Below are 24,507 nucleotides of genomic sequence, written 5' to 3'. Positions count from 1 at the left end.
CTCAATTAAATAATCCTTTTAAAACCTCTCCATCAACAGATTGTGGGAATGTTAATCCCATTGCGTGTAAAAAGGTCGGTCCTTCGTCAATCAATCGTGCTGATGGGATGCGTGCGTTTGAATTGATTCCTGGACCTGAAATGAATAATGTCGTTTCGTAGTTCTCTTTTTGAGGACTATATCCATGTGTTCCTTTGTGAAAAGTCGTTTCTTCATTATCCTTAATCTCTTCTAAGAAAGGACCATTGCTGTCATTGATAAAGTAATACCCTTTTTTTGCTTCAACTAAAAAGCTGCAATTATCATCGGCTCCTAAATGACCAGCTTCTTCTTGAGTATAGATCGTTTCAATTTGTTCAGGATATTGTGCCAAACTATGTTTCACTTCTGCTAAATCTACTCCAGGTTTTGTATAGATGTAACAAGACCCATCTGCTCCTTTAGCTAAAACATCCCACTCTTTGATCATTCCATCTTTAGTTTCTTTTAACCACCCTTTTGTTTTAAACAATTGATTCAATCTGACTACTGTATGGGTATCTAATTGATAGTGGTCTCCGAATAGTGCCAATACGGTTTCTTCAAAGATACCTTGTTCTTTCATTGCTGTAACGATTTGGCTCAAATGCTCATCCATCCGTCTAATAGCCGCTTTAGATTCTTGCGTATCCACTCCGTAATGGTGTCTTGTACTGTCTAAATCAACTAGGTGAATTGCCATTAAATCAGGATTTTTAGTCTTAATCGTATCAACAATTCCAGCTGTCAAAAAATGATCCAGTTCGGGTTGATTGATTCCATTACGCATTTTGCCAAATTTCCGATCCAGATCAAAGATAAACTTTGGTGAAGAAGACCATAATGAGATAAGAGTTTGTGATTGCCAAGGTCGATTAGCAAATATCTCAGTAAGGTTATAGTTAATTGCTTTGCTTCGACCTGTCACTGGCCATAAAAAAGAAGCCGTTTTATATCCAGCTTTGTGAGCAACATCAAAAAGTGTTGGTACTTTAATATCTTTAGCATACCAATGCCAATCTGGTGACTGACGTTTTGGTTGTGTATATGTATTATTCGTAATACCATGTTTATTTGGGTATACTCCTGTTACGATCGAAGTATGCGCCATATACGTTAAGGATGGGTAAACGGTTTCTACTTTCTCTACTAGTGCACTTCGGTTCAATAGATAGTTAAACGTTGGCAATGTGCGTGCATACTCTAAATCTCTTGTTCCAAAGGCATCTAAAGAAATCATATATAAGCGTTGTTTCTTCATGTATTCTTCCTCCTTATCCCTTCTGTTATCTCATATACTTACTTTTGAGAAAGGATAATACTGATATTTTTTGTGTAACATATTCTTTATCATTTTTAATTTTGTACAAAAAAAAAGTACTGATAAAATCAGTACTTTTTCCGACAGTATTCATTTGCATAAATAGGTCCCTTGAATTCCACAAAACAGAGGGGTCCAAACACCTGCATCTTGCAGTTGTACATAAGTACGGTTGTGCCCTGTCTAAAGTTCCAATCACTTGTCGCCGCAGCGAAATGACCGAAGTCACCTGATTGGAGGTCAACTCATCGCATGAATATACTTTACCATGAGTAATAATTAAACACAAGTCTTTTTCTATTATTTATATTTAATCGCACTACCAGTACCTTCATTCACTTTTATTTGACACGATTAAGTTCGAACTTTTTCACTGTACTCCTTAATTTAAATGCCTTCTTTTCACTTTCCATGCGTATCATTGGTACTAACAAATGAGCTGTTCTATAATGAAGTTGACTCATTAGAATAGTTGATCTCATTACTAGGCAAAGCTTGAATGTTAAGGAGGTCTTTTTATGAAAGAAGAAGTTATTGTAGACTATTTAAAGCGTCATGGTTTGGAAGCAAAGAGCGGAAAGACTATTTTGGTTGAAAGAAAAACGCGCAAACGAAAATGGTATGCTGCTTTGCTAGGAAAAAATGAAACAGAAAAAATCTTTCTCAATTTTGCAGAAAGAGAGTTCGTTATTCTCCCAATCGCTCAAGATGCTATGACCCTTATTGAAGGCGACTATGCTCAGGTTCCCTTGATCGAAGTTAAATCTATTTATTTTAAAAAACAACCTAGCTTCTATTCTCTAATGATTCAATACAACAACGCTACTGAAACCGATGATCGGATAAAAAAATACAAAGTCCCTAAAGAAGTCCCTGATTCCCCTTGGCATGCAAAGAATCTTGAAAATTTAATTGACCGTTTTGGTTTAACAGAACCCAAATAAACAGTCTAAAAAAAGAGGCTAGGACTTTTGTCCTAGTCTCTTTTTCGTTTTCTGGTCGTTCTTCTTAACTACTTTATGTCTTTATTTATTTTTTAATTTTGGATGACTTCGATTTTATAACCATCTGGATCCGTAACGAAAAAATAATTAGCCGCATTATTAGGAAGCTCTTTTAGATCTGTCACTTCATAACCACTAGCTTTATATTCTTCTTGAGTTGCTCCTAGATCATCGACTCCCATTGCAATATGTCCGTAACCATTTCCAAGTGTATAAGGTTCTTCTTGGTCATAGTTATAGGTTAATTCTAGTTCATAATCGTCTCCCTCTAAAGCAAGATAGACTAATGTGAATTTAAGTTCTGGAAAATCTAATCGTCGAGCCTCTTTAAACCCTAATACTTTAGTATAAAAGTCCATTGATTTTTCTAAATCTTTCACACGAATACAAGTGTGCAACATTTTTTTAGCCATATATATTTCATCCTTTCATTACCCTAATTTGTACTTCTTTATCTTAATACAATTTCAGTAAGAGTTCAAACCATAAGTTATTCATGTAATTCTAACGGTAAATCATCTGGATCTCTAAAAAAAGTGAATCGCCCGCCTGTGTATTCATCTACTCGTACTGGCTCTGTTTCGATTCCTTTTTGGTTTAACTCTTGAATCGTTTCATCAAAATTGTCTACATAAAAACATAAGTGCCTTAAACCAACCGCTTCTGGTTGTGTTGGTCGTTTTGATGGTTCAGGAAAAGAAAACAATTCAATTTCACTATCTCCTAATTTTAAATCTAACTTATAAGAATCTCTTTCTGAACGATAATTTTCGCGTATAATTTCTAAGCCTAATACTTCCGCATAAAATTGTTTGGATTTTTGATAGTCAGATGCAATAATAGCTACGTGATGAATTTTTTTAATGTTCATAAAGTAATTCCTCCAACTCTTTTTAGATATCTCGAATCATTTCAATACTAGTAAAGTCTGGATTTTCATTATCAATGATATCTTGAAGATAAGTGAATCCCAACGCTTTGTAAAATGCATAATTCTCTTTATTCGATTTAAAGAAACTGACCAATTGAGTACTGTTTCCTAACAATTGCTGCATTTGAGTCAAATGATTGACCAAACGTGTACCAATTCCTTTTCTTATATAGCTGTCATCGACATACAACATAAAAACTTTCCCTACTTTTGAGTCTACAATTCCTCCACCAATTACTCCAATAATTTTTTTATCTAATCGAGCAACGATCCAACCGCTCCATTTAGCCGATACTTCTTCAATTTCACTAAGGATTCTTTGAGGATTGTAATATTCTTCAACCTTTTCTTGTACTTTTTGCTGATCTTTTACAGCCGCAGCCGTGCAAGCATACCCTTGTGTACAAATAGCCACAATTTCATCCACATCTTCAGGTGTAGCCATTTCAATTCGAACCTCTTCAACAGTTGACTGCTCTTCAATCTCTTCATGTTTCATACTTTTGCTCCTCTATTCAAATTCCCAATAAAGCATCTAGCTATTTTACCCTTTTTCAGCTATATTTTCTTGGCTTATTTAAACTAGCATTAAATCATTGATTTGTCACGAGCTTACTGCTTTAAATCAAAAACATTTTTTTGCTGCTTTAGGATCATTTACGGTATACTTCTTATAGTCTATTTTTATAAGGAGGGATACAAGTCAATTGTCTATTAGCAGTATTATTTTGCAACAATTAGGTAGCATGTTCGTCCTGATCTTTTTTGGGTATATCCTTGTAAAAAGAAATGTTTTAAATCCATCTGGCACTAAACAAATTGCTAATATGTTAGCAAACTTTATCACTCCTGTACTTCTATTTATGTCATTTCAGCAACCTTATCAGTCTACTCAATTCAAGTGGTTTTTAGCGACTGTTGGAATTGCGATTTTATTGATGGCTGCACGTATCATAGTTAATTACTTTTTCTTACGTAACGCTTCTCGAACCGACCGTTATGCAACAACATTTACCAATGCAGGATTTATTGGGATTCCATTAGTCCAAGCTGTTCTTGGTTTCGAAGGAGTTTTCTTTGTATCCGCTTATAGTACAGTGACGAATATTTTACAACGGACTTATGGCATTTACATCATTTCTGGTGATAAATCGTTGATTACTCCAAGAAATTCCTTTTTGAACCCGGCCTCTTTAGGCTCACTGATTGGATTGATTTTTTATTTGTTACAAATCGAATTGCCTACTATTCTGAGCGACTCGCTCTATACTATTTCTGATTTAAATACACCTTTAGCTATGATTTTATTAGGCAGTTATGTAGCAGAATCAAAATTAGCAGATGTTTTTACTCATCGACGAGCTTATTGGACCACCTTTTTAGCTTTAATCTTATCTCCGCTTATCAGTATCGCTATATTATGGCTTTTGCCTTTAGATAACTACTTAGTCTTTTTTGTATTAGCGATTGCGACTTCTGCACCTATCGCTGTCAATACAGCTTTGTTCTCACAGCTTTATGGTGGAGACTATGAATACGGCGCTCGCTTAGTGGTCCTATCAACTTTACTTTCACTTATTAGTATGCCGTTAGTTTTAAGTATTGCTGAATTTGCTTTCTCAATGAATTAACGAACCAACTTAAAAAAGAAGTAACACTTGAGAATTTCTTCTCAGAGTTACTTCTTTTTACTATGTACTGTACGTATGCGGCCGAGAAGATTCGAACTTCCACGGGAGAACCTCCCACTAGCCCCTCAAGCTAACGCGTCTACCATTCCGCCACGGCCGCTTATTCATAACAAAGATTATTATAGCAACGTTTTTGAAGATTGTAAAGATGATACATTATCTATTCTCAAAAGAATCGCCACTAATAACTATCCTGTCTAGACGGATGACTAGATAATTAAAAAGTAACTTTGTACCTTTTTTGCAAGAAATTCTTTTTTACTCTTTCTAAGTCAAATTTTTCTATTAATAAACTTTTATAGCTTTGATTACTCACTCAAAATATGTCCATCTACCTTTTCCTTTAGATTGGTAATAGTGATGAAGTATGTTCCAAATTCTCTTAGCAGACAGCTTATTGCCACACCATTTGCAGATCACAGATGTGGTTATTTTTTGATCTGGAAATAACCTCTTATACTCTTCAGCATGACGAATAACGATCCCCGATATTAGTTCCTCGTGACCGCAACATTTACAAGTACAGGTCCAACTTCTAGTGAAATCATCCATAAATACGCCACATTGAGAACATGTTATTCCCCTTTTTAATTTTTCACTTTCATAATTTGGGATATCAGTGAAAATTGAACTCTCCATATGTAATGACTTCAACTCTTCAGCAATACGCCGATGATTTTTGGTCAGCCGAGCTGAGATACCGTTAATTCTTGCAAAATGTTCATTTAACAAAGTTGGAAGCAACAACTCTTCTTGAGGCGGAGCTTGATATAAGGTGAACTGTTGGTTTACAAACACAACAAAAGCATTAACTGAAACATTAAATCCCAATTGCTCCACCAATTGACGAAGCAAAGTCTGACTACGATTTATTTGGATCAACGGACTCATAACTTCTCTCTTAGTCAACAATTTATATAGTTTTTCCGCTTCATAAAAATATTTGCCTTCATAATTTTTCACTTCATATATGCAAATACCATTTGCTGTAATTAGTAAAGAGTCGATTTGAACTACTGTTCCATTTATTTTCAATAGTAAATCATTCAATACAAGACAATCGCATTCAAGCATTTCCGTCCTTCGATCTAAGATTTGTTCTCCTTCCAAACCTTTTACCAAATAAGCATAACGATTGCGCTCATCTTTCGACAGATTCGAGCGATTCATTAAAGATTCCATTATTAATAAACTAGACGATTTTTCTCTTTCTTTATATGCCATTACCTGCACTCCTCGCTTTTGCAAATCTTCTCTATAACTTAGAGTACGTAGAAACAAGGAGGTTCTGCTTATTTTTATCCACCATAAGGAATTTTAAGATAGAGAACTTTTCGACCTCGAAAATTTTCCGATTAAAAACCATCTACTTAAGAATTAATACTAACTTTTGAGGCTATTAAAAGGTAACAGTCCTCTACTTCAGATTCTTAATTAATTTTTGAGAAACTTTCTACTCTATAACCCTTCTATTCGACATTCTTAGCACATTTGGTCGCACAATTCTTCTCTATACCTGCTTTACTTCAGATTCTTAACCATTTTTTGAGAAGCTTTCTACTCTATAACCCTTCTATTCGACATTCTTAGCACATTTAGTCGCTTAATTCTTCTCTATACCTGCTCTACTTCAGATTCTTAACTATTTTTTGAGAAGCTTTCTACTCTATACCCCTTCTATCCGACATTCTTAGCACATTTGGTCGCTCATTTCTTCTCTATACACGCTCTAGTTCAGATTCTTAACCATTTTTTGAGAAGCTTTCTACTCTATACCCCTTCTATCCGACATTCTTAACACATTTGGTCGCTCATTTCTTCTCTATACACGCTCTACTTCAGATTCTTAAGTACTTTTAAGGAATCTTTCTCCTCTATAACCCTTCTATCTGACATTTTCAATACATTTGGTCGCTCATTTCTTCTCTATACACGCTCTACTTCAGATTCTTAACCATTTTCCAGAACAAAATCTCCTCTAAAAATCATTATGCGAAAAACCCATCAATTTCTGGAACTTTTGTCGAATTGTTAGCTCATTTAAAAACATCTTTTTTTAACTCCGTTACCTTTCTATTGCTTTATGCTTTATGGTATGATTAAAGATACCTACTATCCCTTTTAAGAACGTTATAAAGGTTTGAAGAAATTAAACTTAATAAATTCATTTTATAATTAGCTTCTTTGATTTATTGACAGAATTAGGTAGACAGATTTAAAAAACGAGTTGTAGAAAGGTGATAAATTTGACTTTTAAAGAGTTCGAAGAATATCTAGATGCTAATTTAGGAAGCAAAAGAATCTTTTTTGAAAAAGCTATGGATGACCAAATACGAAGAAACGCCAGAAGACAACCTGCAAAAAGGTGGAATGAAGCAAAATTAGAACGTGCTGTCGACCGTATGTGGACAGATATGGCTAGAAGTATTTATGACAAATTCAAAATCACGATCAAAGCTAAATCTTCTGACCCTTATCAAGAATGGGTCGAATTTTTTGAAAAGAATGATGCCATTGAAAACTTAGATGAAATGATGACAGATTTAGAATTCGAATAAAAGTACAGCCCTCTTACACTGCTGTTTTTTTATTCTATAAAAAAAGACGTACACTAAAGGATTCCTTTAATGTACGTCTTTTTTACTTGTCAGGTTTAATGATTTACATCATGCCGCCCATGCCTGGATCCATTCCCATTCCGCCCATTGGAGCATCTGGTTTTGGTTGGTCTGCAACAACAGCTTCAGTTGTTAACAATAGAGCTGCAACACTTGCTGCATTTTGTAAAGCAGAACGTGTTACTTTAGTTGGGTCAATGATTCCAGCTTCGATCATATTTACCCATTCATCAGTAGCCGCGTTATATCCTACGCCTAAATCAACGCTTTTTAATTTTTCAACAATAACAGAACCTTCAAGTCCAGCATTTGTTACGATTTGACGAACAGGTTCTTCAAGAGCACGGATCACGATTTTCACACCTGTTGCTTCATCGCCAGTTGCTTCGATTTCAGAAACTTTACGTTGAACATTGATCAACGCTGTTCCACCACCGGAAACGATTCCTTCTTCAACAGCTGCACGAGCTGCATTTAGAGCATCTTCAATACGTAATTTTCGTTCTTTTAATTCTGTTTCAGTAGCAGCTCCAACTTTGATAACGGCAACACCGCCAGAAAGTTTAGCTAAACGTTCTTGTAATTTTTCTTTATCAAATTCAGAAGTTGTTTCAGCTGCTTGAGCTTTCAATAAAGATACACGGTGTGAAATAGATTCAGCAGAACCGGCACCTTCAACAATTGTTGTTGCATCTTTTGTTACAACAACTTTGCTTGCATGCCCTAATTGGTCAATAGCTGTATCTTTCAATTCTAGACCTAAATCTTCAGTAATAACTGTTCCGCCAGTTAAGATAGCAATATCTTCAAGCATAGCTTTACGACGATCTCCAAATCCTGGAGCTTTAACAGCAACAACATTGAATGTTCCACGTAATTTGTTTAATACTAATGTAGGAAGAGCTTCTCCATCCACATCATCAGCAATAATCAACAATGGACGTCCTTGTTGTAAAATTTGTTCTAATAATGGAAGGATTTCTTGAATATTAGAGATTTTTTTATCCGTAATTAAAATGTATGGATTTTCTAAGTTAGCTTCCATTTTATCGTTGTCTGTTACCATGTATTGAGATAAGTAACCACGATCAAATTGCATACCTTCAACAACGCCTAATTCTGTTTCAATTCCTTTAGATTCTTCAATTGTAATAACGCCATCTGTTCCAACGCGTTCCATTGCTTCAGCAACCAATTCTCCTGTTTCATTGTTGCCTGAAGAAATAGCAGCAATTTGCGCAATTGATTCTTTTGAATCTACTTTTTTAGAGATAGCAAGCAATTCTTCAACAGCCACTTTTGTCGCCATTTCAATCCCGCGTCGAATACCAACAGGGTTAGCTCCAGCAGTTACATTTTTTAATCCTTCGCGAACAATAGCTTGTGTTAAAACAGTTGCTGTTGTTGTACCGTCTCCAGCAATATCATTTGTTTTAGAGGCAACTTCTGAAACAAGTTGTGCTCCCATATTTTCAAAATGATCTTCTAATTCAATTTCTTTAGCAATTGTAACACCATCATTTGTAATAAGTGGTGAACCGAAAGATTTTTCTAAAACAACATTTCTTCCTTTGGGTCCTAATGTTACTTTAACAATATCTGCTAAAATATCTACTCCACGTAACATTGATGCACGTGCGTCTTCAGAAAATTTAATATCTTTTGCCATTTTTCCTTCACCTCATTAATTTAGTTTGTTCAGTAGTTTTGCTTTAGTTTTATTTAATCGATGACTGCAACGATATCGTGCTCTTTTACCACTAAATATTCTTTACCGTCATATTTCACTTCTGTTCCAGTATATTTTTCAAATAACACAGTATCGCCAACGTTAACTGACAATGCTACTCTTGAGCCGTTTTCTAAAATACGACCTTCCCCAACAGCAATAACAGAACCTGTTTGAGGTTTTTCTTGAGCTGAACCTGGTAAAACAATCCCGCTGATTGTTTTTTCCTCTTCCTTAGCAACTTCAATAATGACACGATCTCCTAATGGTTTTAACACGTAAATCCCTCCATCTAAATTATTTCTTCGATTTTAGCACTCAAACAGACCAAGTGCTAAACCACTTCTTAATAATAACAAATATAGAAAAGAATGCAAGAATTTTTATCTCAATTCTTTCTCCTTTTTAAATGAGCTCTTTTCCATTAAAATATAAACTAGCTCATATTATCTGTTGTATTCATTTGCCAACATTTTATGGTATACTGAAAAACGAAGTATTTTTAGTATTATTTAGTATTATATAGAATAAAGTTTCCTCTTCTTACTTTTAGAGGCTTTTATTCGTTGTATTAAACCAATTTACCAAACTGTGGAAACGACAGTTCATCTCGAAAAAAAGAAGGTCTTAGTCATGTTGAAGAAACTTACTCGTCACACATCTGTTTTAATGATCGTATTTTACTTAATTGCTCAATTCTTACCGGCAGTGATTCTTGCGCTAGCTCCAAAAAGTTTACAAACAGAAGCAGCTATTTATGGAACAATTTTCAGCTTTTTTATTGGAGCAATTGCTATGCTACTGCTTAATCGAAAGTCAACCATTCGAAATTCGTTGACTTTAGCTCCCTCTGTGCCTAGAAAAAAAGTGATCTATTGGGGAATTATTGGAATACCCTTAGTCCTTTTGGTTCAGTATCTCGCAAATCTTATTGAAATAGTAGTATTGGGACTTCCAATAGCATCGGAGAATACTCAAAGCATTCTTTTGATCGTCGATAAGTATCCGATTTATCTTATCATTGTTTCTATATTAGGACCAATCATGGAAGAATTTGTTTTTAGAAAAGTTATTTTTGGTTTCTTATATGATCTTACAGGGCCTATAGGCGCTGCAGTAATCAGTGCATTACTCTTTGCTTTTATGCATCTTGATGGACATATTTTACTTTATTCTAGTATGGCTTTTGTTTTCAGTTTTCTCTATAGTAAAACTAAAAATATTGCTGCACCAATGATTACTCATATTGCTATGAACACATTAGTTATGTTAGTAAACTTCATATGAGGGATTACTATATGTTAGAAAGGAATTTTTCATTTGATAAATAAACGTAATTTTATAATGCAAATCATTTTTACTTACTTGATGTCTGGAATATTCATCTGGTTTGCTATTGATTCAGTAGGCAATTCTGGCTGGACATTTTTCTCTATCCTTTATGTATTGTTTTCTACTAGTTATTTTGTTAGAGCTTCAAAAATACTCGAAATTTATTTCAAAATCAAAAAAGGAAACAAACCATAAAAAACGGTTTGTTTCCTTTTTTTTAATCTTTTGTAGGTTTGTAATGATCTAAGAAATAAATCAATGTTTGCAATTCATTTGTTAAATCAACGTTTTGGACTCTTACATCATCCGGTACAGAAATTCTGTATGGGGTGAAATTTAAAATACCTTTTACATTTGCTTCTACTAATCGATCAGCCGTTGCTTGTGCTACAGATGATGGAATGGTAATAATAACAATTTCAATTTGTTGCACTTTAAGTTGTTCAACCATGTCGTCCATGTGATAAATAGGAACACCACTTAAAATAGTGCCAACGATTTCTTGATCGATATCAAAAGCTGCACTGATTCGCATGTTGTTGCTTTGATGGAAGTTATAATTCAATAAAGCATGTCCTAAATTCCCTACTCCAATTAAAGCTACATTTGTCAATCTATCTTGTTTAAGTGTCTTACTGAAGAAGTTCATTAGATCCTCAACATCATATCCGTATCCTCTTTTGCCTAAGGCTCCAAAATAAGAAAAGTCTCTTCGAATTGTAGCACTATCAACTTTAATAGCCTCACTCAATTCAGTTGAAGAAACACGTACTTTTCCGGAATCATGTAAGAATCGCAAATAGCGATAATAAATCGGCAATCGCCTAGCCGTTGCATTGGGTATTTTCTTTTCTACCATTCTTTTATCCTCCATCAGTCTTTAGTCTAATTTCTCCAATTTTTTTGCTAGTTCAATTCACAAGCAAATCATTTTATATTTTACTTCACAATCTTTTTTTAGTGAACGTTCTTATTATATCATTTTTTTTGTATATTACTAGTATTAATTTTTGTCATTCATTCCAATCTCTATTTAACATTAGTGTTAAAATTCACAATAATGCTTGTGAAGCCACTTCTAAAAAGTTAGCTTTTTTGGGTTTGTAATTTCACTCAGCCCAAATCTATGATAAACTACTAATGAGAATGATGAAATGAGGACCAAGACTATGATTCTATTACAAGCACAACACGTTGCCCGCTATTTTGGAGCAGATGTGTTGTTTGAAAATATTTATTTAGAAGTACAAGAACATTCGCGGATTGCCTTAGTTGGAAGAAATGGTACAGGTAAATCTACTCTTTTAAAAATGATCGCGGATATTGAACAACCGGATGCTGGAAAAATCGTCAAAGGAAAGCAAGTCAGTATTGGCTACTTAGCACAAAATACCGGTCTAGCTTCTGAAAGAACGATTTGGGATGAAATGTTGACCGTTTTTGAATTGGTCATTCAACTAGAAAAAGATATGCGTTCGATCGAACAGCAACTTGGTGACCCTGATTTGTTATCTGATGAAGAACTTTATACAGCAACTTTAAATCGCTATGACCACATCCAACATCGTTTTCGTGAGGAAAATGGGTTTGGTTATCAATCTGAGATTCGTTCTGTGCTGCATGGTTTTCGTTTTTACGAAGAAGATTATACTAAACAGATCAGTCAGCTTTCTGGTGGACAAAAAACACGCTTAGCATTAGCAAAATTATTATTAGAAAAAAAAGACTTATTGATTCTTGATGAGCCTACAAACCATTTAGATATTGAAACTCTTAGCTGGCTGGAAACCTATTTGCAATCGTATACTGGTGCCTTGCTGATTGTTTCTCATGACCGCTACTTTTTAGATAAAGTAGTGAATGAAGTTTATGAGATCAGTCGTCAAAAGATTACTCATTATAAAGGTAATTATTCAAAATATTTAGATTTAAAAGCCACTCGTCTTGAACAAGAATGGAAAGAATTTGAGAAACAACAAGGCGAAATTGCTAAGTTAGAAGATTTCGTCAATCGTAATTTAGTCCGTGCGTCAACTACTAAACGTGCTCAAAGCAGGCGCAAACAATTAGAAAAAATGGACCGTATCGATAAACCTCAAGGCGATGAAAAGTCTGCTCGTTTTTCATTTAAAACTGAAAAAGAAAGTGGCAATGTTGTTTTAACTTTATCCAATGGTGCGATTGGGTACGATGGAACCATTCTATCTCGCCCTGTTGAATTAGATGTTCGAAAATACGACTCGATTGCTTTAGTCGGACCAAACGGAATCGGAAAATCAACATTGCTAAAATCACTTATCGATCAACTTCCTTTGATCCAGGGCGAAAAGCATTTGGGTACAAATGTTTCATTGGGCTACTATGATCAAGAACAATCCGACTTAAATTCAACTAAATCTGTTTTGGCAGAACTTTGGGATGAGCACCCTACAACGCCTGAAAAAGATATTCGTTCAATACTTGGCAGTTTCTTATTCTCTGGAGAAGACGTAGAGAAATCAGTATCTTCCTTGAGTGGTGGAGAAAAAGCACGTTTGGCTTTAGCTAAATTAGCTATGAACAAAAATAATTTCTTAATGTTAGATGAACCGACAAACCATTTAGACATTGACAGTAAAGAAGTTTTAGAAAATGCACTAATTGATTTTGATGGAACTCTTTTATTTGTTTCACATGACCGTTACTTTATTAACCGCATTGCAACGACGATCATTGAGCTCTCTGAAGAAGGAAGCACACTTTATTTAGGTGATTATGATTATTACCTTGAAAAGAAAGCTGAACAAGAAGAGTTGCGTTTGCTTGCTGAGACGGAATCAGCTGAAAAAACAAAAGATGAATCTGTTCCAACAGTCAAAGCATCTCGTGAAATCAATAAAGAAGAACAAAAGTTGTTGCGTCAATTAACACGTCGTATCGAGGTCATTGAAAAAGAAATGGAAGAAGTTGAAACAATCATTACTCAGTGCGAAACTCAATTGATCGACCCAGAAGTATTCGGAGATCATGTACATGTGCAAGAACTAAATGAAGAAATTACTGGTGCTCAAGAACGATTGGATAACTTAGTCAGTGAATGGGAAGAAAAAAGTTTACAGTTAGAAGAAATGCAATAAGCCAAATAAAAATAAGCTAAACGTTTAAATAAAAAATTAATTCTACCAAATTATGCGGGAGGCAGTTTAGTGTCTTATCATCCAAAGTGGAGTAAAGCTAAGAAGCATTTAATGAGTTTTGTGTGTGATTCTTTGCATAATAGAATAGATTTTCAAGTTATTAATTATCGAAAAGCACATGACCAGTTAGGCAGAGCTGTCCTAACTGTTGATAAAGTAGAAATGTTAACTATGTGCACCTTAACTGCTGAAAGAGAAGCCTATTATAAAGAAATGGCTATTCGCACTCAATTGAATGATTTTAATGTTGTTGATGTTTTTAAGAACCAAACCTACCAGACAGACGCATACGAACAACAAAAAAAGGAAGGCATCTATGCACAATTTGATTTCTTTTCTGTTCTAGAAGATTATTTCAATTCGCCAATTGAACGTTCTCTAAAGTCGAAGGATATATTAACAAAAATATTATGTATGTTAGATCGCAGAGTAGGTAAAAGAACTTTACGCAACATGCAAGAATCTATTTTAGAAGAACATCCATTGGTTTACGATTTTTATAAACTACGTTGTGCTGCAGAACATATAACGATACACAATGCAGATCAATAGACATAAATTTTCCCAAGTACTAGGACCTCATTTTTTGCATACTGTCACCATTGTTTTTTACAGAATCTAAAAAACTCATTCTCCGAAAAAATTGAGAATGAGTTTTTTTCTATGCAGTTTTGTATGGTCTAATTATTTCTTTTAATTGAATGTCAATCCTGGTTTAGCATTTAATGCGTAATCCGTGAACTGATCTTGTTGATAGTGGACATATGCTGCCGCTCCGATCATAGCTGCATTATCCCCACACAATGATAGCGGTGGAATAGCTAATTCTACATTTGGCAATTCTTCAGCCATCGACTTAGTAAGAGCATCACGTAAGCCTTTATTCGCAGCTACTCCTCCTGCTAAAAGCAATTGTTTTACATCGTATTCCTTAGCAGCTCTAAGTGTTTTTGAAACCAAAACTTCAATCACGCTTGCTTGAAAACTAGCTGCTAAGTTAATGTTGTTTAGTGGTTCGCCTTTTTGGTTCGCATTATGAACTGTATTGATAAAAGAGCTTTTTAAGCCGCTAAAACTAAAATCATAGTTATCTTCTTTTAACATAGCTCTTGGAAAATGATACGTGTCTTCTCCCAAATGTGCCATTTCATCAATTTTCTTTCCGCCGGGATAAGGCAGTCCCAGTACTCGACCAATTTTATCGTAGGCTTCTCCTGCTGCATCGTCTCTGGTTTCACCAATAATCGTGTAGTCTCCATCTTCTTTCATATAAACCAACTCAGTGTGTCCTCCACTAACTACAAGAGCTAAAAGTGGGAAAATAAGTGGTTTTATTAAGCGATTTGCATAGATGTGTCCTGCCATATGATTTACTGCAATCAATGGCAAATGATGCGCATAGGCAACAGCTTTAGCTGCGTTTACTCCGATTAAGAGAGCTCCTACTAAACCAGGTCCTTGCGTAACAGCAACTGCTGAAAGGTCTTCATAACCCACCACTGCTTCTGTTAAAGCTTCTTCGATACATTGTGTGATTTGTTCTACGTGATGACGACTAGCAATTTCAGGCACGACTCCGCCAAAACGCATATGGCTTTTTATTTGTGAAGCAACAATATTGGAATGAACGATTGTCCCGTCTTCAACCACTGCTACACTTGTTTCATCACAACTTGATTCAATCGCTAAAATTAAATTTCTTTCTATAGACATACTTTCACTCTTTCTTTAATAGACTCTTTAACAAGACAATTTTTAACTATTTTATACTTAGTTGCATGATTAAGGCATTTTCTATCGGATCATGGTAATAATTTTTACGTGTAGCAATCGTTTCAAAACCGATTTTTTTGTATACAACAATTGCAGACTTATTCTGCTCTCGAACTTCTAAAAACACTGTCTTGATTTCGTTTTCTTTCAAGTAATCAATAAAAGATCGTAAAAATAGTTGACCAATTCCTTGGTTTTTATAGGCGGATACGATACCGAATGTTGTTATTTCTGCTTCATCAAAAAGCATAGTGTATCCAATAAAACCAACCTTTTCTCCCTCATACAAGGCTATTGCGTATTCATTATGAGTTCCAGTTAATTCCTGTTTATACATTTCAATTGACCATGGACTTCCGTTTACATAGCTGTCTTCAGCTAATTGAAACAATTCATTTTCAGTTACTATTGCACTTTGTTTAAATAAAAAAACAATTTTTGGGTTTTCCATTGTTTCATTCCTTATAAAAACTTACTCATTTCCAGGGCATCTTCTCGATCACCACTGTAGTAGTTCTCTTTTATTTTCCCATTTTCAAATCCCAGCGTACGGTATAAGCTTTGAGCTTTTTTATTTGAAACACGTACTTCTAAACTTACTTTCTGTATGCCTTCTTGCAGGGCTATTTTTTGTAACTCGGTAATCATAAAAGTCGCAATTCCTTGTTTTTGATAATTTGGAATAACAGCAACATTTGTAATGTGTGCTTCCTCTTCTACTAGCCATGCTCCAATGAAACCAACAGGCTTAGTTGATTGCCGGACAATTAGATAAATAGCCCTATTGTTATTTTTGATTTCATGCTGTAAAGCATATTCGTTCCAAGGTATTTTGCCATTATAACAAAGCGACTCAATTTTTAAAATACCTGAAATATCTGATTCTGATCCAATAGACACGGTTAAAAAGGAGCCATCACTCAACTGAACGAAGTCTTTTTCTAATCGTGCACGCTTAGCCAGCTTCTTATTAAGAGGTATTTGGCTAAACGAGGTAGTTTCGCTAAACCATTGCTTAAATTTTTTCAACATAAGCTTCCTCCAGTTGATCTGGATGCTCCTTACGCCAATTTTCCTCCGCTTCTGCCAATTTCAAGTAATCAGGCGTAAATGTATGTGCATCTACAGGTTCTTCATGTAAGCCCAACAGACCTAAAACGCCAGCTTTTGGAAGATGATCTTTTAAAGGCGCTTCGTACACCCGATTCGTTAAATAGTGTTCAAATGTGTCTTTATATAAGAAACGGTCTTCTCCAATCAATTCAAAAGTGCCTTCTTTTTTACTTAAGTATTCAGCCCACTTTTCTGCTGAAATATGGGTATCTGCTTCTACTTGGATTAATTCCCCATTTTGCCATTGATACAAACCGGTATAAATATTTTTACGTCGAGCATCGAATAAAGGCACAAGATAGTGTGGAGACATTTCACAGTTTCCAGCCAACATCTTCAGACTAGAGATCCCTACCAACTCAATTTTTAGCGTCCATGCTAATGTTTTGGCAATCGTTACACCAATACGTAAACCAGTATAAGAACCAGGTCCTTTAGCCACTACGATTCTATCTAACTCACTAGGGTTCCAGTGTACATCATTCATTAGCTCATCAATAGCCGGCATTAATCGTTCGCTATGGTTTCGTTTAATATTTGTAGTCAATTCTCCTATAATTTTACTATCTTCTATTACTGCAATACTCATTGCTTGATTAGAAGTATCTATTGCCAATACTTTCATGAAACGGCTCCTTTTTGTCCAACTTAATTCTAGCTTTATTTTAGCACATATCTCTTAAAAACTTAAATTCCTTCTTTAAGAAAGCGTATTAGTTGATTTTTATTTTTCTAAAAGTTATGCTTCATTTGTAAGATAATTCTTATCTCCAACTGTTGTTGCTGAACGGCAACACATTTGCTGGATAAAAATTATCGCCGTAAAAAAATCTAGTTTCATAGGAGGAATTGAACATGGAAAAAGATAACGGAATGAAAGATAAAGCTAAAGGTATTAAAGACAAGGTTGTTGGTGAAGCTAAAGATTCATATGGTGATGCAACAAACGACCGCAGCAAACAAGCTGAAGGTAAAGCTCAAAAAGCCAAAGGCGAAGTTCAAAAAAAAGTCGGTAAAGTAAAAGACGACTTAAATGATAAGAGCGATAAGTAAGAATTAACTTTGTTTCCCCCTAAAGAGTACTGCTAACGTGGTACTCTTTTTAACTTAACTTAAATTAATCAGGAGGATGGGCAATGGCTAAAATTTTAATTACCGGTGCAACAGGAACGATTGGTGAAGTACTAACCACTCATTTGAAAAAAAACCATGAATTAACCTTAGTAGATATTGATTTTTCTAAATCTGATAAAGAACTTGTTAAAGGAACCACTACAAAAGAATTAGATTTATCTGTTTTAGATAACTGGAAAGGACTGCTAGAGGGTATTGAATATGTTATTCAACTAGCGGGGGATCCAAGTCCTGATGCGGAGTTTTATGATAGTCTTTTAGATTTGAATTACAAGCTTCCACATAATCTCTATATTGAAGCTGCAAAAAGTGATTCGATCAAACGTATTATTTTTGCTAGCTCCATTCATGCTGTCGATGCTTACCCGCAAAATATCCAAGTCGCAACAAATGACCCCGTTCGTCCAGCTGATTTATATGGAGTGTCAAAAGTCTATTTGGAAGGTCTAGCGAGTCATTATGCTTTTACAACCGGGCTAGAGTCGATAGGAATTCGAATTGGCGATTTTAAAGGAGACGAACTTCCAGCATTAGATGCTCCTGAAGCTATGTCTAATTACTTATCAGGCAAGGATATGTGCCACCTTGTAGATTGTTGTTTAACAGCTACATTAAACGAACCATTCATACTCGTTAATGGTATTTCAAATAACACTTTCCCACGTTTAGATATTGATCAGGCTAGAGTAGATATTGGCTATAAACCAAAAGATAACGGCTTTAACCTTCTTGGTTATTTTAACCAAAACTAATTTTCATAAAGAAAAAACGGAGTTGGGATGACCCCAGCTCCGTTTCCTATTCGCTTTTATTCCCATTCACTTGGATCACTATTACGAACCATTTTCACGTCATAAACAGCTTTTATAACGATTGCTACACCTGCTCCTATCAGTGCTCCCAAAGGCCCAAAAATAAGCATACAAACAATTGTCGAGATAAATGTATAAAGCGGTCTTACACCAATTTCTCTACCTGTAACAAACGGTTCAGCAATTTGTCGAACCACATTAATAACGATATATACTAGTCCTAATTGCCAAGCAATCGTTGTATTTCCCATAAAGAAATGGATAAGTGCCCATGGAATCATGATAATCCCGCTTCCTAAAACAGGAATAATATCTATAATAGCAATTCCTAAAGCCTTTATTCCCCAGAAATCAATTCCTATAATATAAAAACCAATACATAAAAGAACAAACGTTAGAGCAGCTAATTTTAGTTCTGCTTTAAAGTAACCTTTGATTCCTTTTAACGATCGATAAAATATGTCTTTTAAATCACTCATTCTTTTATCCAGCTCCGTTTCTCTTAAGTCATTTATTTCTTTTATTATATAAGAATTCAACACTTGTGTGATCCAACTTGAGTAGTATCTTTTAATGATACAAAAAAACCATCTTAAACGCCAACAGTATGCTGCTGTCTAGGTTTAAGATGGTTTACTTAAAGTTGCTATTTTCTTTTTAGATAAACGCCATAATCAAGAAGTTCAATACAAACAATAATGTTGAGATCCATAATACTGGATGAATTTCTTTTGTTTTTCCTTTGACCACTTTAACAATGACATAGAAAATGAATCCAGCAGCGATCCCATATGAAATACTATAAGATAAAGCCATAAAAATAGAAGCAAAGAATGCTGGAATAGCTTCTTCTAAATTATCCCATTTAATTTCTAAGAATGAAGACATCATCATAACTCCTACTAAGATTAAAGATGCAGATGTTGCTTGAGTCGGCACAAGTGCGACTAGGGGTGAGAATAAGCTTGTTAAAAGGAATAATACAGCTACAACAACACTTGTTAAACCTGTTCTTCCGCCGGCACCAATACCAGCTGCACTTTCAACAAAAGTCGTTGTATTAGATGTTCCAAAAATAGCACCTACAGAAGTTGCGATAGCATCTGCGAATAAGGCTTTATCCATTTTTGTTTTAAAACCAGTACTATTGTCTAATGCTACTTCATCTTCAGCACTAAAGATTCCAGTTTTACGACCCGTTCCAATAAATGTTCCAATTGTATCAAATACATCTGATAAACTAAAAGCAAAAATGGTCATAATAACTAATGGCAAACGTGACGCACTGCTGAATAGAGAAATCATCCCTTCACTACCAAACGCAGCACCAAAAGTCGTTCCTAGCTCTGAAAAAGCATTGCCTAATGAATTAGCTGGGTTAGATATCACTGATACGTCTACCACGCCCATCGGAATTCCGATAATCGTTGTAACAATGATCCCAATCAGAATAGCTCCTTTTACATTTTTCACTAATAAAATAACGGTAATAATCAAACCAATCAAAGCTAATAAAGATCCAGGACTTGTAAAGTTAACTAACGCAGGTACAATCCCACCACCAGTTACGACACTCGAAATACCGTCTGAGTAAGAGGCTGTTGCATCAAAAGGAGCATTGTTGATTGTTTCGATATTGCCAGGTTCTGAAGTAAATTGAAGGAAACCTGAATTTTTGATCCCTATATAAGCAACAAATACACCGATACCAGCACTAATAGCGTGTTGCAGACTTTCTGGAATAGAACGAATAATCATTTTACGTATTTTTGTTACGGTGATCAATATATTAAATATTCCACAAAGAAAGACCATTGCTAAAGCTTCTTGCCAAGAAAATCCTAAAGCAAATACGACTGTATACGTAAAGAATGCATTTAATCCCATACCAGGAGCTTGTGCATAAGGAACGTTAGCGAACAGCCCCATTACTAATGTTCCAATAGCAGCAGCTATTAAAGTCGATAAGAAAACTGCTTGTGTAGGCATACCTGTTAAAGAAAGAATTGCCGGGTTGACAAAAATAATATAAGACATTGCGAAGAAAGTCGTTAGCCCTGCTGTAACTTCAGTACCTACCGTCGTTCCATTTTCTTTTAATTTAAAAAACTTTTCCATTTTACTATTTCCCCACTTTTTTTGGATTACAAAGTGAACCTTGATAGTTAAATCTACTGAGTTTCAGTTTTTCTACCTAACTGCTTTATTGAAGATATAATGACAAAAAAATTAATTAATCACAGTTACTCCAATGCATCTAATGTATCTCTAAATAAACCAACTGAGTTTATCTAGAACCAATAGTCTGAACATTTACGGTGTCCGGTAGAAACTTAAAGCCCATATCGCTTAATTATATTCGGTTCTAAACATTGCAAGTTAATTATAGAAGATAAATTTTTATAAAACAACACCAAAGTGGATATTACGTCAAATAAAACATTTCATTGTTCGTGTTTAACATTAATAAAACTGTTATATAAAGGATTATTAACTATTTAATGGGTATTTTCTCTTATTTGTTTTTAATTCTTAACCGCTTTCTCTTTCAGTCTGTATATTCATAATAATTTTGAAAGAGTCTATTTTCTTTTACTAAAGGGTTTTCTTTTTTTATTTTTCTTTAGATACGTTACAATAGATTCAAAAGATACAGGAGGGATTTATTATGGATTTCACACAAGTAAAAGGATACAGTGAATTAGATTCAAATCAAATCAGCTGGTTGACCAACGTTTATGCGCAACACATGGATACATTGGACGATCCTCCTAAATACACTAAAGAAAATATTAAAGAAGTTTTATGGAACAATGATCTTCAAACAATGGATGTTCACTTTGATAATGGTGAGGTCGTTCATTACAGTAGTAACGGTGAGTGGAATTACGAATAGTTTTTAGAACTTCATTCGATTAAGTCTGATAAATAAACAAAGAACAGTGCAGAAATAACTTTTCTGCACTGTTCTTTGTTTATTTTTAATTTTAGTTCCTAGTTTAATAAGTAATAAAGAACAAATTTTTTTGATTTACCTATTTTCTTTTAAGCATCTTCCTTTTTCGATTGTTAAGAACGTCCACTCTTCTATGAAATGGCCTTCAACGAATAAGTGGAGCAGAAAATTAATGTCACTTTTTCATGAAACGGCTCTTCACGTATCAGTGAGTAAAAAATAACTTCAACTTTTCCGTCAAGACAAGGTTCACGTAAAAGTGATACAAAAAAAGATTCACTCTCACTAGGAAGAGCAAAACTTTTTTTGTAACTACTTTTTATTCCGTAACCCAACTTTACTTTCAATACTATTAGTTCTTAACTAAGTCATTGTAACAAATTCTTCGGATCCAGTAGGATGAATCGCTACTGTATTGTCAAAATCAGCTTTTGTTGCGCCCATCTTAATCGCTACTGCGAATCCTTGGACCATTTCGTCCAAACCTTTTCCAAGTCCATGCAAACCAACAATCTTTTCGTTTTCACCTTGGCAAACCAATTTCATATATGTTTTTTGTCGATTAGCCGTTATGGAACTATGCATAGAAGTAAAAATAGACGTATACACTTTGATGTCTTCTTCTCCATACGTTTCTTTTGCTTCTTCTTCCGACATTCCAATTGTTCCAATCGGCGGATGGCTAAAGATAACTGTTGGAATGTTAGTGTAATCCAAAAATGCATTTGGTTTATTATTGAATAAGCGTTCAGAAAGTCGACGTCCAGCAGCTATAGCTACCGGCGTTAATTCAATATGGCCTGTCACATCTCCAATAGCGTAAATATTTTCAGCAGTTGTATTTTGATATTTATCAACCTTAATGTACCCACCAGCATTTAATTCTACATCCGTTACTTCAAGGTTTAAGTCTTTTGTATTTGGTTGACGGCCAATTGCCCATATAAGTGTATCTGTTGTATGAGTAGAACCATCTTCAAAGTGGATCGTTAGGGTGCCATCTTCATTCTTTATTACTTCTTTAGGAACAGAATGGATGTGCAAAGTTGCTCCTTCTCTAGCCATTGTTTCAACCAGTCCTTCAACAATAATTGAATCGAAGTTCCGTAATGGAGCATGCTTTCTAACAAATAAATGTGTATCTGAACCCAAACCATGCAATACACCTGCTAATTCAACAGCAATATAACCTGCACCAATAATCGCTACTCGTTCAGGTAATTCCGTTAATTCAAAGAATCCATCTGAATCAATTCCATATTCTGCACCTGGAATTTTTGGCCACTCAGGACGTCCACCGGTTGCAATCAAAAAGTGATCAGCTGTTAATTGTTCACCATTTACTTCAATCGTATGTGCATCAACAAACTTCGCATATCCATTGATCAATTCAACTTTATTGTTGTTTAAGTTTTTTTGATAGATCGTGTGTAGGCGTGAGATATAGCCTTCTCTATTTTTTACTAATTTTTCAAAATTTAATTGGCGATCTTTAATTGAGATGCCGTAATCTTCTGCATACAATTTCATGTCATCCATTATTTGAGCGCCATGCCACATAACCTTTTTAGGTACGCATCCTACATTGACACATGTTCCGCCAATAGCATTTCCTTCGATCAAAGCAACTTTTGCCCCATGCATTCCCGCACGGTTAGCAGAAGCAATCCCACCGCTTCCTCCGCCAATTGCAATATAATCATAATGTTTACTCATTTTCTAAATCCCTGCTTTCTTTGTAATTTTCTATCTTCACTTCAGTTAATGAAGTGTTTTACTCTTTATTTTCATTTAATCCATCTAAGTTTCCCACTTGTCTTGAAGGCTCTTCAAAGTAAAGATAGTACCCGCCTAATTTGTGACGGTATGATTCTCGTTCTATCCATGGTTTATGCTTGCCACAATAATGGATAAATACCACTTTTTGTTCTACCCACTCCAGAGAAAACTTTCGAGGAAAAACACGATTCAATTGAGAATAAAAACGCGCGTCAAGATTATAGATCTGCCAATCTGCTTCTTTGATTTCGTTCCAGTACAAATGATTGAAAATATCCTGATCTGGCAGTACTAACCGATTCTTATTCACTTTTATGGCAGTAAATATCTCCTCTTGATTTCTTGTTTTTCGGATCAAAGTAAGATTCATCAGAATGACACCCGTATTAAAGTAATCTTCTGATGTTAATGTACCTAAACGTATATTATTAATAGGTTGGATCCATTTGGTTGCATAATCATGAGTCGTCGCTACAAATAACTTGCCTTCAAAATCTTGTTCATAAAATGATGAAAATGAACGTAAATTAATGATATCAGGGTCAAGATACAAAACCCGATCCAATTCTGCTGGCAACACGAATGGAGCTAGTAAGCGATAATACATTTCTATAGAGTAATACCGATTCACAAAAATTTCTTCTGTAAATAGATTCTTACAATCAATCGGGCAAAATGTATGTCCATTTTTAGTGATAAATTGTTGCAAATCTTCCAGTTTTTGTTCCGATATGCTTTGGTGCATAATATATACCGTAAACTTTTCTTTACTATTCGAATAAAAAATCGAACGAAGAACCGTGTACAGAGGAGGCAAATAATTTTCATTAAGTGTAAATAATAGATTCATAACATTTCTCCTACATTCTGCTTCTCTTTTATAGTGTAACTTTTTTTATCACTTTTCTCTACCTTATATTGGTTAGAATCGTTTTTTTCTTACTAAAAAAAAGTAATTAACTTATTAAAGTATGAATGAAACGTCAAAATATTTCAATTAAAGCAGAGCATTCAGCCAAAAATGATTTATAAAATGGAGTTAAACCTGCCTACTATTTCTTTTTCTCTCCTCATTTATTGTATACTTATGATAGATTAGTAAAATTTATAAATAAAGGAG

26 protein-coding genes, 1 tRNA gene and 1 riboswitch are annotated in these 24,507 nt (G+C 34.7%); of the genes, 10 read left to right on the top strand and 17 right to left on the bottom strand.

Features of this window, described 5'->3' with window-relative positions; translation table 11 throughout:
- Position 1: 1 nt before the first annotated feature.
- A complete protein-coding gene (locus NST49_RS06230) occupies positions 2 to 1,279 on the bottom strand; it encodes an alkaline phosphatase family protein (protein WP_341047574.1) in 1,278 nt (425 codons plus the stop codon).
- Between the two features lie 578 nt (positions 1,280 to 1,857).
- Between NST49_RS06230 and NST49_RS06225 the strand changes: the two genes are divergently transcribed.
- Positions 1,858 to 2,283: a hypothetical protein gene (locus NST49_RS06225; RefSeq protein WP_023178752.1), complete on the top strand. Its 426-nt coding sequence runs from the start codon at positions 1,858 to 1,860 to the stop codon at positions 2,281 to 2,283.
- Positions 2,284 to 2,375: 92 nt separating this feature from the next.
- Here the strand turns inward: NST49_RS06225 and gloA are convergent, their stop codons facing one another.
- The 3 genes from gloA to NST49_RS06210 all read right to left on the bottom strand — a co-directional run bounded on the left by gloA (position 2,376) and on the right by NST49_RS06210 (position 3,773).
- Complete coding sequence (gloA, locus tag NST49_RS06220; protein ID WP_023178754.1) at positions 2,376 to 2,756, bottom strand: lactoylglutathione lyase; 381 nt, start codon at positions 2,754 to 2,756, stop codon at positions 2,376 to 2,378.
- A 77-nt stretch (positions 2,757 to 2,833) separates the two neighbouring features.
- Positions 2,834 to 3,214, bottom strand: coding sequence for an SMU1112c/YaeR family gloxylase I-like metalloprotein (gene gloA2, locus NST49_RS06215; RefSeq protein WP_187948398.1), 381 nt, complete (start codon positions 3,212 to 3,214; stop codon positions 2,834 to 2,836).
- Positions 3,215 to 3,236: 22 nt separating this feature from the next.
- The gene (locus NST49_RS06210; protein WP_341047573.1) at positions 3,237 to 3,773 is read right to left on the bottom strand and encodes a GNAT family N-acetyltransferase; all 537 of its coding nucleotides are present in this window, start codon (positions 3,771 to 3,773) and stop codon (positions 3,237 to 3,239) included.
- A gap of 208 nt (positions 3,774 to 3,981) precedes the next feature.
- Between NST49_RS06210 and NST49_RS06205 the strand changes: the two genes are divergently transcribed.
- A complete protein-coding gene (locus NST49_RS06205; protein ID WP_341047571.1) occupies positions 3,982 to 4,905 on the top strand; it encodes an AEC family transporter in 924 nt (307 codons plus the stop codon).
- A 76-nt stretch (positions 4,906 to 4,981) separates the two neighbouring features.
- Here NST49_RS06205 and NST49_RS06200 read toward each other — a convergent pair.
- Positions 4,982 to 5,065 (bottom strand) — tRNA-Leu (locus NST49_RS06200).
- Between the two features lie 212 nt (positions 5,066 to 5,277).
- Entirely contained in the window at positions 5,278 to 6,189 is a 912-nt protein-coding gene (locus NST49_RS06195) for a nuclease-related domain-containing protein (protein WP_034537267.1), read from the bottom strand.
- A gap of 1,022 nt (positions 6,190 to 7,211) precedes the next feature.
- Between NST49_RS06195 and NST49_RS06190 the strand changes: the two genes are divergently transcribed.
- A complete protein-coding gene (locus NST49_RS06190; RefSeq protein ID WP_023178762.1) occupies positions 7,212 to 7,523 on the top strand; it encodes a hypothetical protein in 312 nt (103 codons plus the stop codon).
- 103 nt (positions 7,524 to 7,626) lie between these two features.
- Here the strand turns inward: NST49_RS06190 and groL are convergent, their stop codons facing one another.
- On the bottom strand, positions 7,627 to 9,252 hold the full coding sequence (groL, locus tag NST49_RS06185) for a chaperonin GroEL (RefSeq protein WP_023178764.1): 1,626 nt from the start codon (positions 9,250 to 9,252) through the stop codon (positions 7,627 to 7,629).
- Positions 9,253 to 9,305: 53 nt separating this feature from the next.
- On the bottom strand, positions 9,306 to 9,590 hold the full coding sequence (gene groES, locus NST49_RS06180) for a co-chaperone GroES (protein ID WP_023178766.1): 285 nt from the start codon (positions 9,588 to 9,590) through the stop codon (positions 9,306 to 9,308).
- Between the two features lie 355 nt (positions 9,591 to 9,945).
- Between groES and NST49_RS06175 the strand changes: the two genes are divergently transcribed.
- Together NST49_RS06175 and NST49_RS06170 are read left to right on the top strand one after the other, a co-directional pair.
- Positions 9,946 to 10,599, top strand: a complete 654-nt coding sequence (locus tag NST49_RS06175; protein ID WP_023178768.1) for a CPBP family intramembrane glutamic endopeptidase — start codon at positions 9,946 to 9,948, stop codon at positions 10,597 to 10,599.
- A gap of 57 nt (positions 10,600 to 10,656) precedes the next feature.
- On the top strand, positions 10,657 to 10,839 hold the full coding sequence (locus NST49_RS06170; RefSeq protein ID WP_201768294.1) for a DUF4305 domain-containing protein: 183 nt from the start codon (positions 10,657 to 10,659) through the stop codon (positions 10,837 to 10,839).
- A gap of 22 nt (positions 10,840 to 10,861) precedes the next feature.
- Here the strand turns inward: NST49_RS06170 and NST49_RS06165 are convergent, their stop codons facing one another.
- A complete protein-coding gene (locus tag NST49_RS06165; protein WP_034537268.1) occupies positions 10,862 to 11,503 on the bottom strand; it encodes a redox-sensing transcriptional repressor Rex in 642 nt (213 codons plus the stop codon).
- Positions 11,504 to 11,813: 310 nt separating this feature from the next.
- On the opposite strand from NST49_RS06165, the gene NST49_RS06160 reads away from it, so the two are divergent.
- Together NST49_RS06160 and NST49_RS06155 are read left to right on the top strand one after the other, a co-directional pair.
- Complete coding sequence (locus NST49_RS06160; protein ID WP_251165588.1) at positions 11,814 to 13,760, top strand: ABC-F family ATP-binding cassette domain-containing protein; 1,947 nt, start codon at positions 11,814 to 11,816, stop codon at positions 13,758 to 13,760.
- A 69-nt stretch (positions 13,761 to 13,829) separates the two neighbouring features.
- Positions 13,830 to 14,372, top strand: coding sequence for an SF0329 family protein (locus NST49_RS06155; protein ID WP_023178773.1), 543 nt, complete (start codon positions 13,830 to 13,832; stop codon positions 14,370 to 14,372).
- Between the two features lie 141 nt (positions 14,373 to 14,513).
- Here the strand turns inward: NST49_RS06155 and tsaD are convergent, their stop codons facing one another.
- Genes tsaD through tsaB form a run of 4 tightly spaced genes read right to left on the bottom strand, consistent with a single transcriptional unit; the run spans position 14,514 to position 17,331 of the window.
- Positions 14,514 to 15,533, bottom strand: a complete 1,020-nt coding sequence (gene tsaD / locus NST49_RS06150) for a tRNA (adenosine(37)-N6)-threonylcarbamoyltransferase complex transferase subunit TsaD (protein ID WP_034537270.1) — start codon at positions 15,531 to 15,533, stop codon at positions 14,514 to 14,516.
- A gap of 46 nt (positions 15,534 to 15,579) precedes the next feature.
- On the bottom strand, positions 15,580 to 16,044 hold the full coding sequence (gene rimI, locus NST49_RS06145) for a ribosomal protein S18-alanine N-acetyltransferase (RefSeq protein WP_187948402.1): 465 nt from the start codon (positions 16,042 to 16,044) through the stop codon (positions 15,580 to 15,582).
- A gap of 11 nt (positions 16,045 to 16,055) precedes the next feature.
- The gene (rimI, locus tag NST49_RS06140; protein WP_034537274.1) at positions 16,056 to 16,625 is read right to left on the bottom strand and encodes a ribosomal protein S18-alanine N-acetyltransferase; all 570 of its coding nucleotides are present in this window, start codon (positions 16,623 to 16,625) and stop codon (positions 16,056 to 16,058) included.
- Positions 16,609 to 17,331 (bottom strand): tRNA (adenosine(37)-N6)-threonylcarbamoyltransferase complex dimerization subunit type 1 TsaB, encoded by a 723-nt coding sequence (tsaB, locus tag NST49_RS06135; protein WP_034537275.1) that lies wholly within the window; start codon positions 17,329 to 17,331, stop codon positions 16,609 to 16,611. The genes rimI (NST49_RS06140) and tsaB overlap by 17 nt, the downstream gene beginning before the upstream one ends.
- 230 nt (positions 17,332 to 17,561) lie before the next feature.
- On the opposite strand from tsaB, the gene NST49_RS06130 reads away from it, so the two are divergent.
- Positions 17,562 to 17,759, top strand: coding sequence for a CsbD family protein (locus NST49_RS06130; protein WP_341047567.1), 198 nt, complete (start codon positions 17,562 to 17,564; stop codon positions 17,757 to 17,759).
- An 83-nt stretch (positions 17,760 to 17,842) separates the two neighbouring features.
- Positions 17,843 to 18,592, top strand: a complete 750-nt coding sequence (locus NST49_RS06125) for an NAD-dependent epimerase/dehydratase family protein (RefSeq protein WP_023178784.1) — start codon at positions 17,843 to 17,845, stop codon at positions 18,590 to 18,592.
- A gap of 56 nt (positions 18,593 to 18,648) precedes the next feature.
- On the opposite strand, the gene NST49_RS06120 is transcribed toward NST49_RS06125, so the two are convergent.
- Both NST49_RS06120 and NST49_RS06115 read right to left on the bottom strand, forming a co-directional pair.
- Positions 18,649 to 19,131 carry an AI-2E family transporter gene (locus NST49_RS06120; protein WP_034537277.1) on the bottom strand — a complete coding sequence of 161 codons (483 nt, stop codon included), beginning with the start codon at positions 19,129 to 19,131 and terminating at the stop codon, positions 18,649 to 18,651.
- Between the two features lie 178 nt (positions 19,132 to 19,309).
- Complete coding sequence (locus NST49_RS06115) at positions 19,310 to 20,770, bottom strand: NCS2 family permease (protein ID WP_187948403.1); 1,461 nt, start codon at positions 20,768 to 20,770, stop codon at positions 19,310 to 19,312.
- Between the two features lie 163 nt (positions 20,771 to 20,933).
- Positions 20,934 to 21,034, bottom strand: a riboswitch (purine riboswitch).
- 286 nt (positions 21,035 to 21,320) lie between these two features.
- On the opposite strand from NST49_RS06115, the gene NST49_RS06110 reads away from it, so the two are divergent.
- Positions 21,321 to 21,548: a hypothetical protein gene (locus NST49_RS06110; protein WP_023178789.1), complete on the top strand. Its 228-nt coding sequence runs from the start codon at positions 21,321 to 21,323 to the stop codon at positions 21,546 to 21,548.
- A 423-nt stretch (positions 21,549 to 21,971) separates the two neighbouring features.
- On the opposite strand, the gene gorA is transcribed toward NST49_RS06110, so the two are convergent.
- Together gorA and NST49_RS06100 are read right to left on the bottom strand one after the other, a co-directional pair.
- Positions 21,972 to 23,324, bottom strand: coding sequence for a glutathione-disulfide reductase (gene gorA / locus NST49_RS06105; protein ID WP_023178792.1), 1,353 nt, complete (start codon positions 23,322 to 23,324; stop codon positions 21,972 to 21,974).
- A 58-nt stretch (positions 23,325 to 23,382) separates the two neighbouring features.
- Positions 23,383 to 24,237: a glycosyltransferase family 8 protein gene (locus tag NST49_RS06100; RefSeq protein WP_341047562.1), complete on the bottom strand. Its 855-nt coding sequence runs from the start codon at positions 24,235 to 24,237 to the stop codon at positions 23,383 to 23,385.
- Positions 24,238 to 24,507: the final 270 nt, after the last annotated feature.

This window comes from Carnobacterium sp. FSL W8-0810 (genome assembly GCF_038007125.1).
Classification (GTDB): domain Bacteria; phylum Bacillota; class Bacilli; order Lactobacillales; family Carnobacteriaceae; genus Carnobacterium_B; species Carnobacterium_B inhibens.
This window is presented reverse-complemented; position numbering and strand designations above follow the sequence as displayed.

Coding starts and splice junctions, on each gene's coding strand:
- NST49_RS06100 (WP_341047562.1), bottom strand. CDS start 24,237: ATGAATCTATTATTTACACTTAATGAAAATTATTTGCCTCCTCTGTAC.
- NST49_RS06165 (WP_034537268.1), bottom strand. CDS start 11,503: ATGGTAGAAAAGAAAATACCCAATGCAACGGCTAGGCGATTGCCGATT.
- NST49_RS06110 (WP_023178789.1), top strand. CDS start 21,321: ATGGATTTCACACAAGTAAAAGGATACAGTGAATTAGATTCAAATCAA.
- NST49_RS06160 (WP_251165588.1), top strand. CDS start 11,814: ATGATTCTATTACAAGCACAACACGTTGCCCGCTATTTTGGAGCAGAT.
- groL (WP_023178764.1), bottom strand. CDS start 9,252: ATGGCAAAAGATATTAAATTTTCTGAAGACGCACGTGCATCAATGTTA.
- gloA (WP_023178754.1), bottom strand. CDS start 2,756: ATGGCTAAAAAAATGTTGCACACTTGTATTCGTGTGAAAGATTTAGAA.
- rimI (WP_034537274.1), bottom strand. CDS start 16,625: ATGTTGAAAAAATTTAAGCAATGGTTTAGCGAAACTACCTCGTTTAGC.
- tsaB (WP_034537275.1), bottom strand. CDS start 17,331: ATGAAAGTATTGGCAATAGATACTTCTAATCAAGCAATGAGTATTGCA.
- NST49_RS06225 (WP_023178752.1), top strand. CDS start 1,858: ATGAAAGAAGAAGTTATTGTAGACTATTTAAAGCGTCATGGTTTGGAA.
- NST49_RS06120 (WP_034537277.1), bottom strand. CDS start 19,131: ATGAGTGATTTAAAAGACATATTTTATCGATCGTTAAAAGGAATCAAA.
- NST49_RS06210 (WP_341047573.1), bottom strand. CDS start 3,773: ATGAAACATGAAGAGATTGAAGAGCAGTCAACTGTTGAAGAGGTTCGA.
- NST49_RS06115 (WP_187948403.1), bottom strand. CDS start 20,770: ATGGAAAAGTTTTTTAAATTAAAAGAAAATGGAACGACGGTAGGTACT.
- gorA (WP_023178792.1), bottom strand. CDS start 23,324: ATGAGTAAACATTATGATTATATTGCAATTGGCGGAGGAAGCGGTGGG.
- tsaD (WP_034537270.1), bottom strand. CDS start 15,533: ATGTCTATAGAAAGAAATTTAATTTTAGCGATTGAATCAAGTTGTGAT.
- NST49_RS06130 (WP_341047567.1), top strand. CDS start 17,562: ATGGAAAAAGATAACGGAATGAAAGATAAAGCTAAAGGTATTAAAGAC.
- NST49_RS06170 (WP_201768294.1), top strand. CDS start 10,657: ATGCAAATCATTTTTACTTACTTGATGTCTGGAATATTCATCTGGTTT.
- gloA2 (WP_187948398.1), bottom strand. CDS start 3,214: ATGAACATTAAAAAAATTCATCACGTAGCTATTATTGCATCTGACTAT.
- NST49_RS06195 (WP_034537267.1), bottom strand. CDS start 6,189: ATGGCATATAAAGAAAGAGAAAAATCGTCTAGTTTATTAATAATGGAA.
- rimI (WP_187948402.1), bottom strand. CDS start 16,044: ATGGAAAACCCAAAAATTGTTTTTTTATTTAAACAAAGTGCAATAGTA.
- NST49_RS06175 (WP_023178768.1), top strand. CDS start 9,946: ATGTTGAAGAAACTTACTCGTCACACATCTGTTTTAATGATCGTATTT.
- NST49_RS06125 (WP_023178784.1), top strand. CDS start 17,843: ATGGCTAAAATTTTAATTACCGGTGCAACAGGAACGATTGGTGAAGTA.
- NST49_RS06230 (WP_341047574.1), bottom strand. CDS start 1,279: ATGAAGAAACAACGCTTATATATGATTTCTTTAGATGCCTTTGGAACA.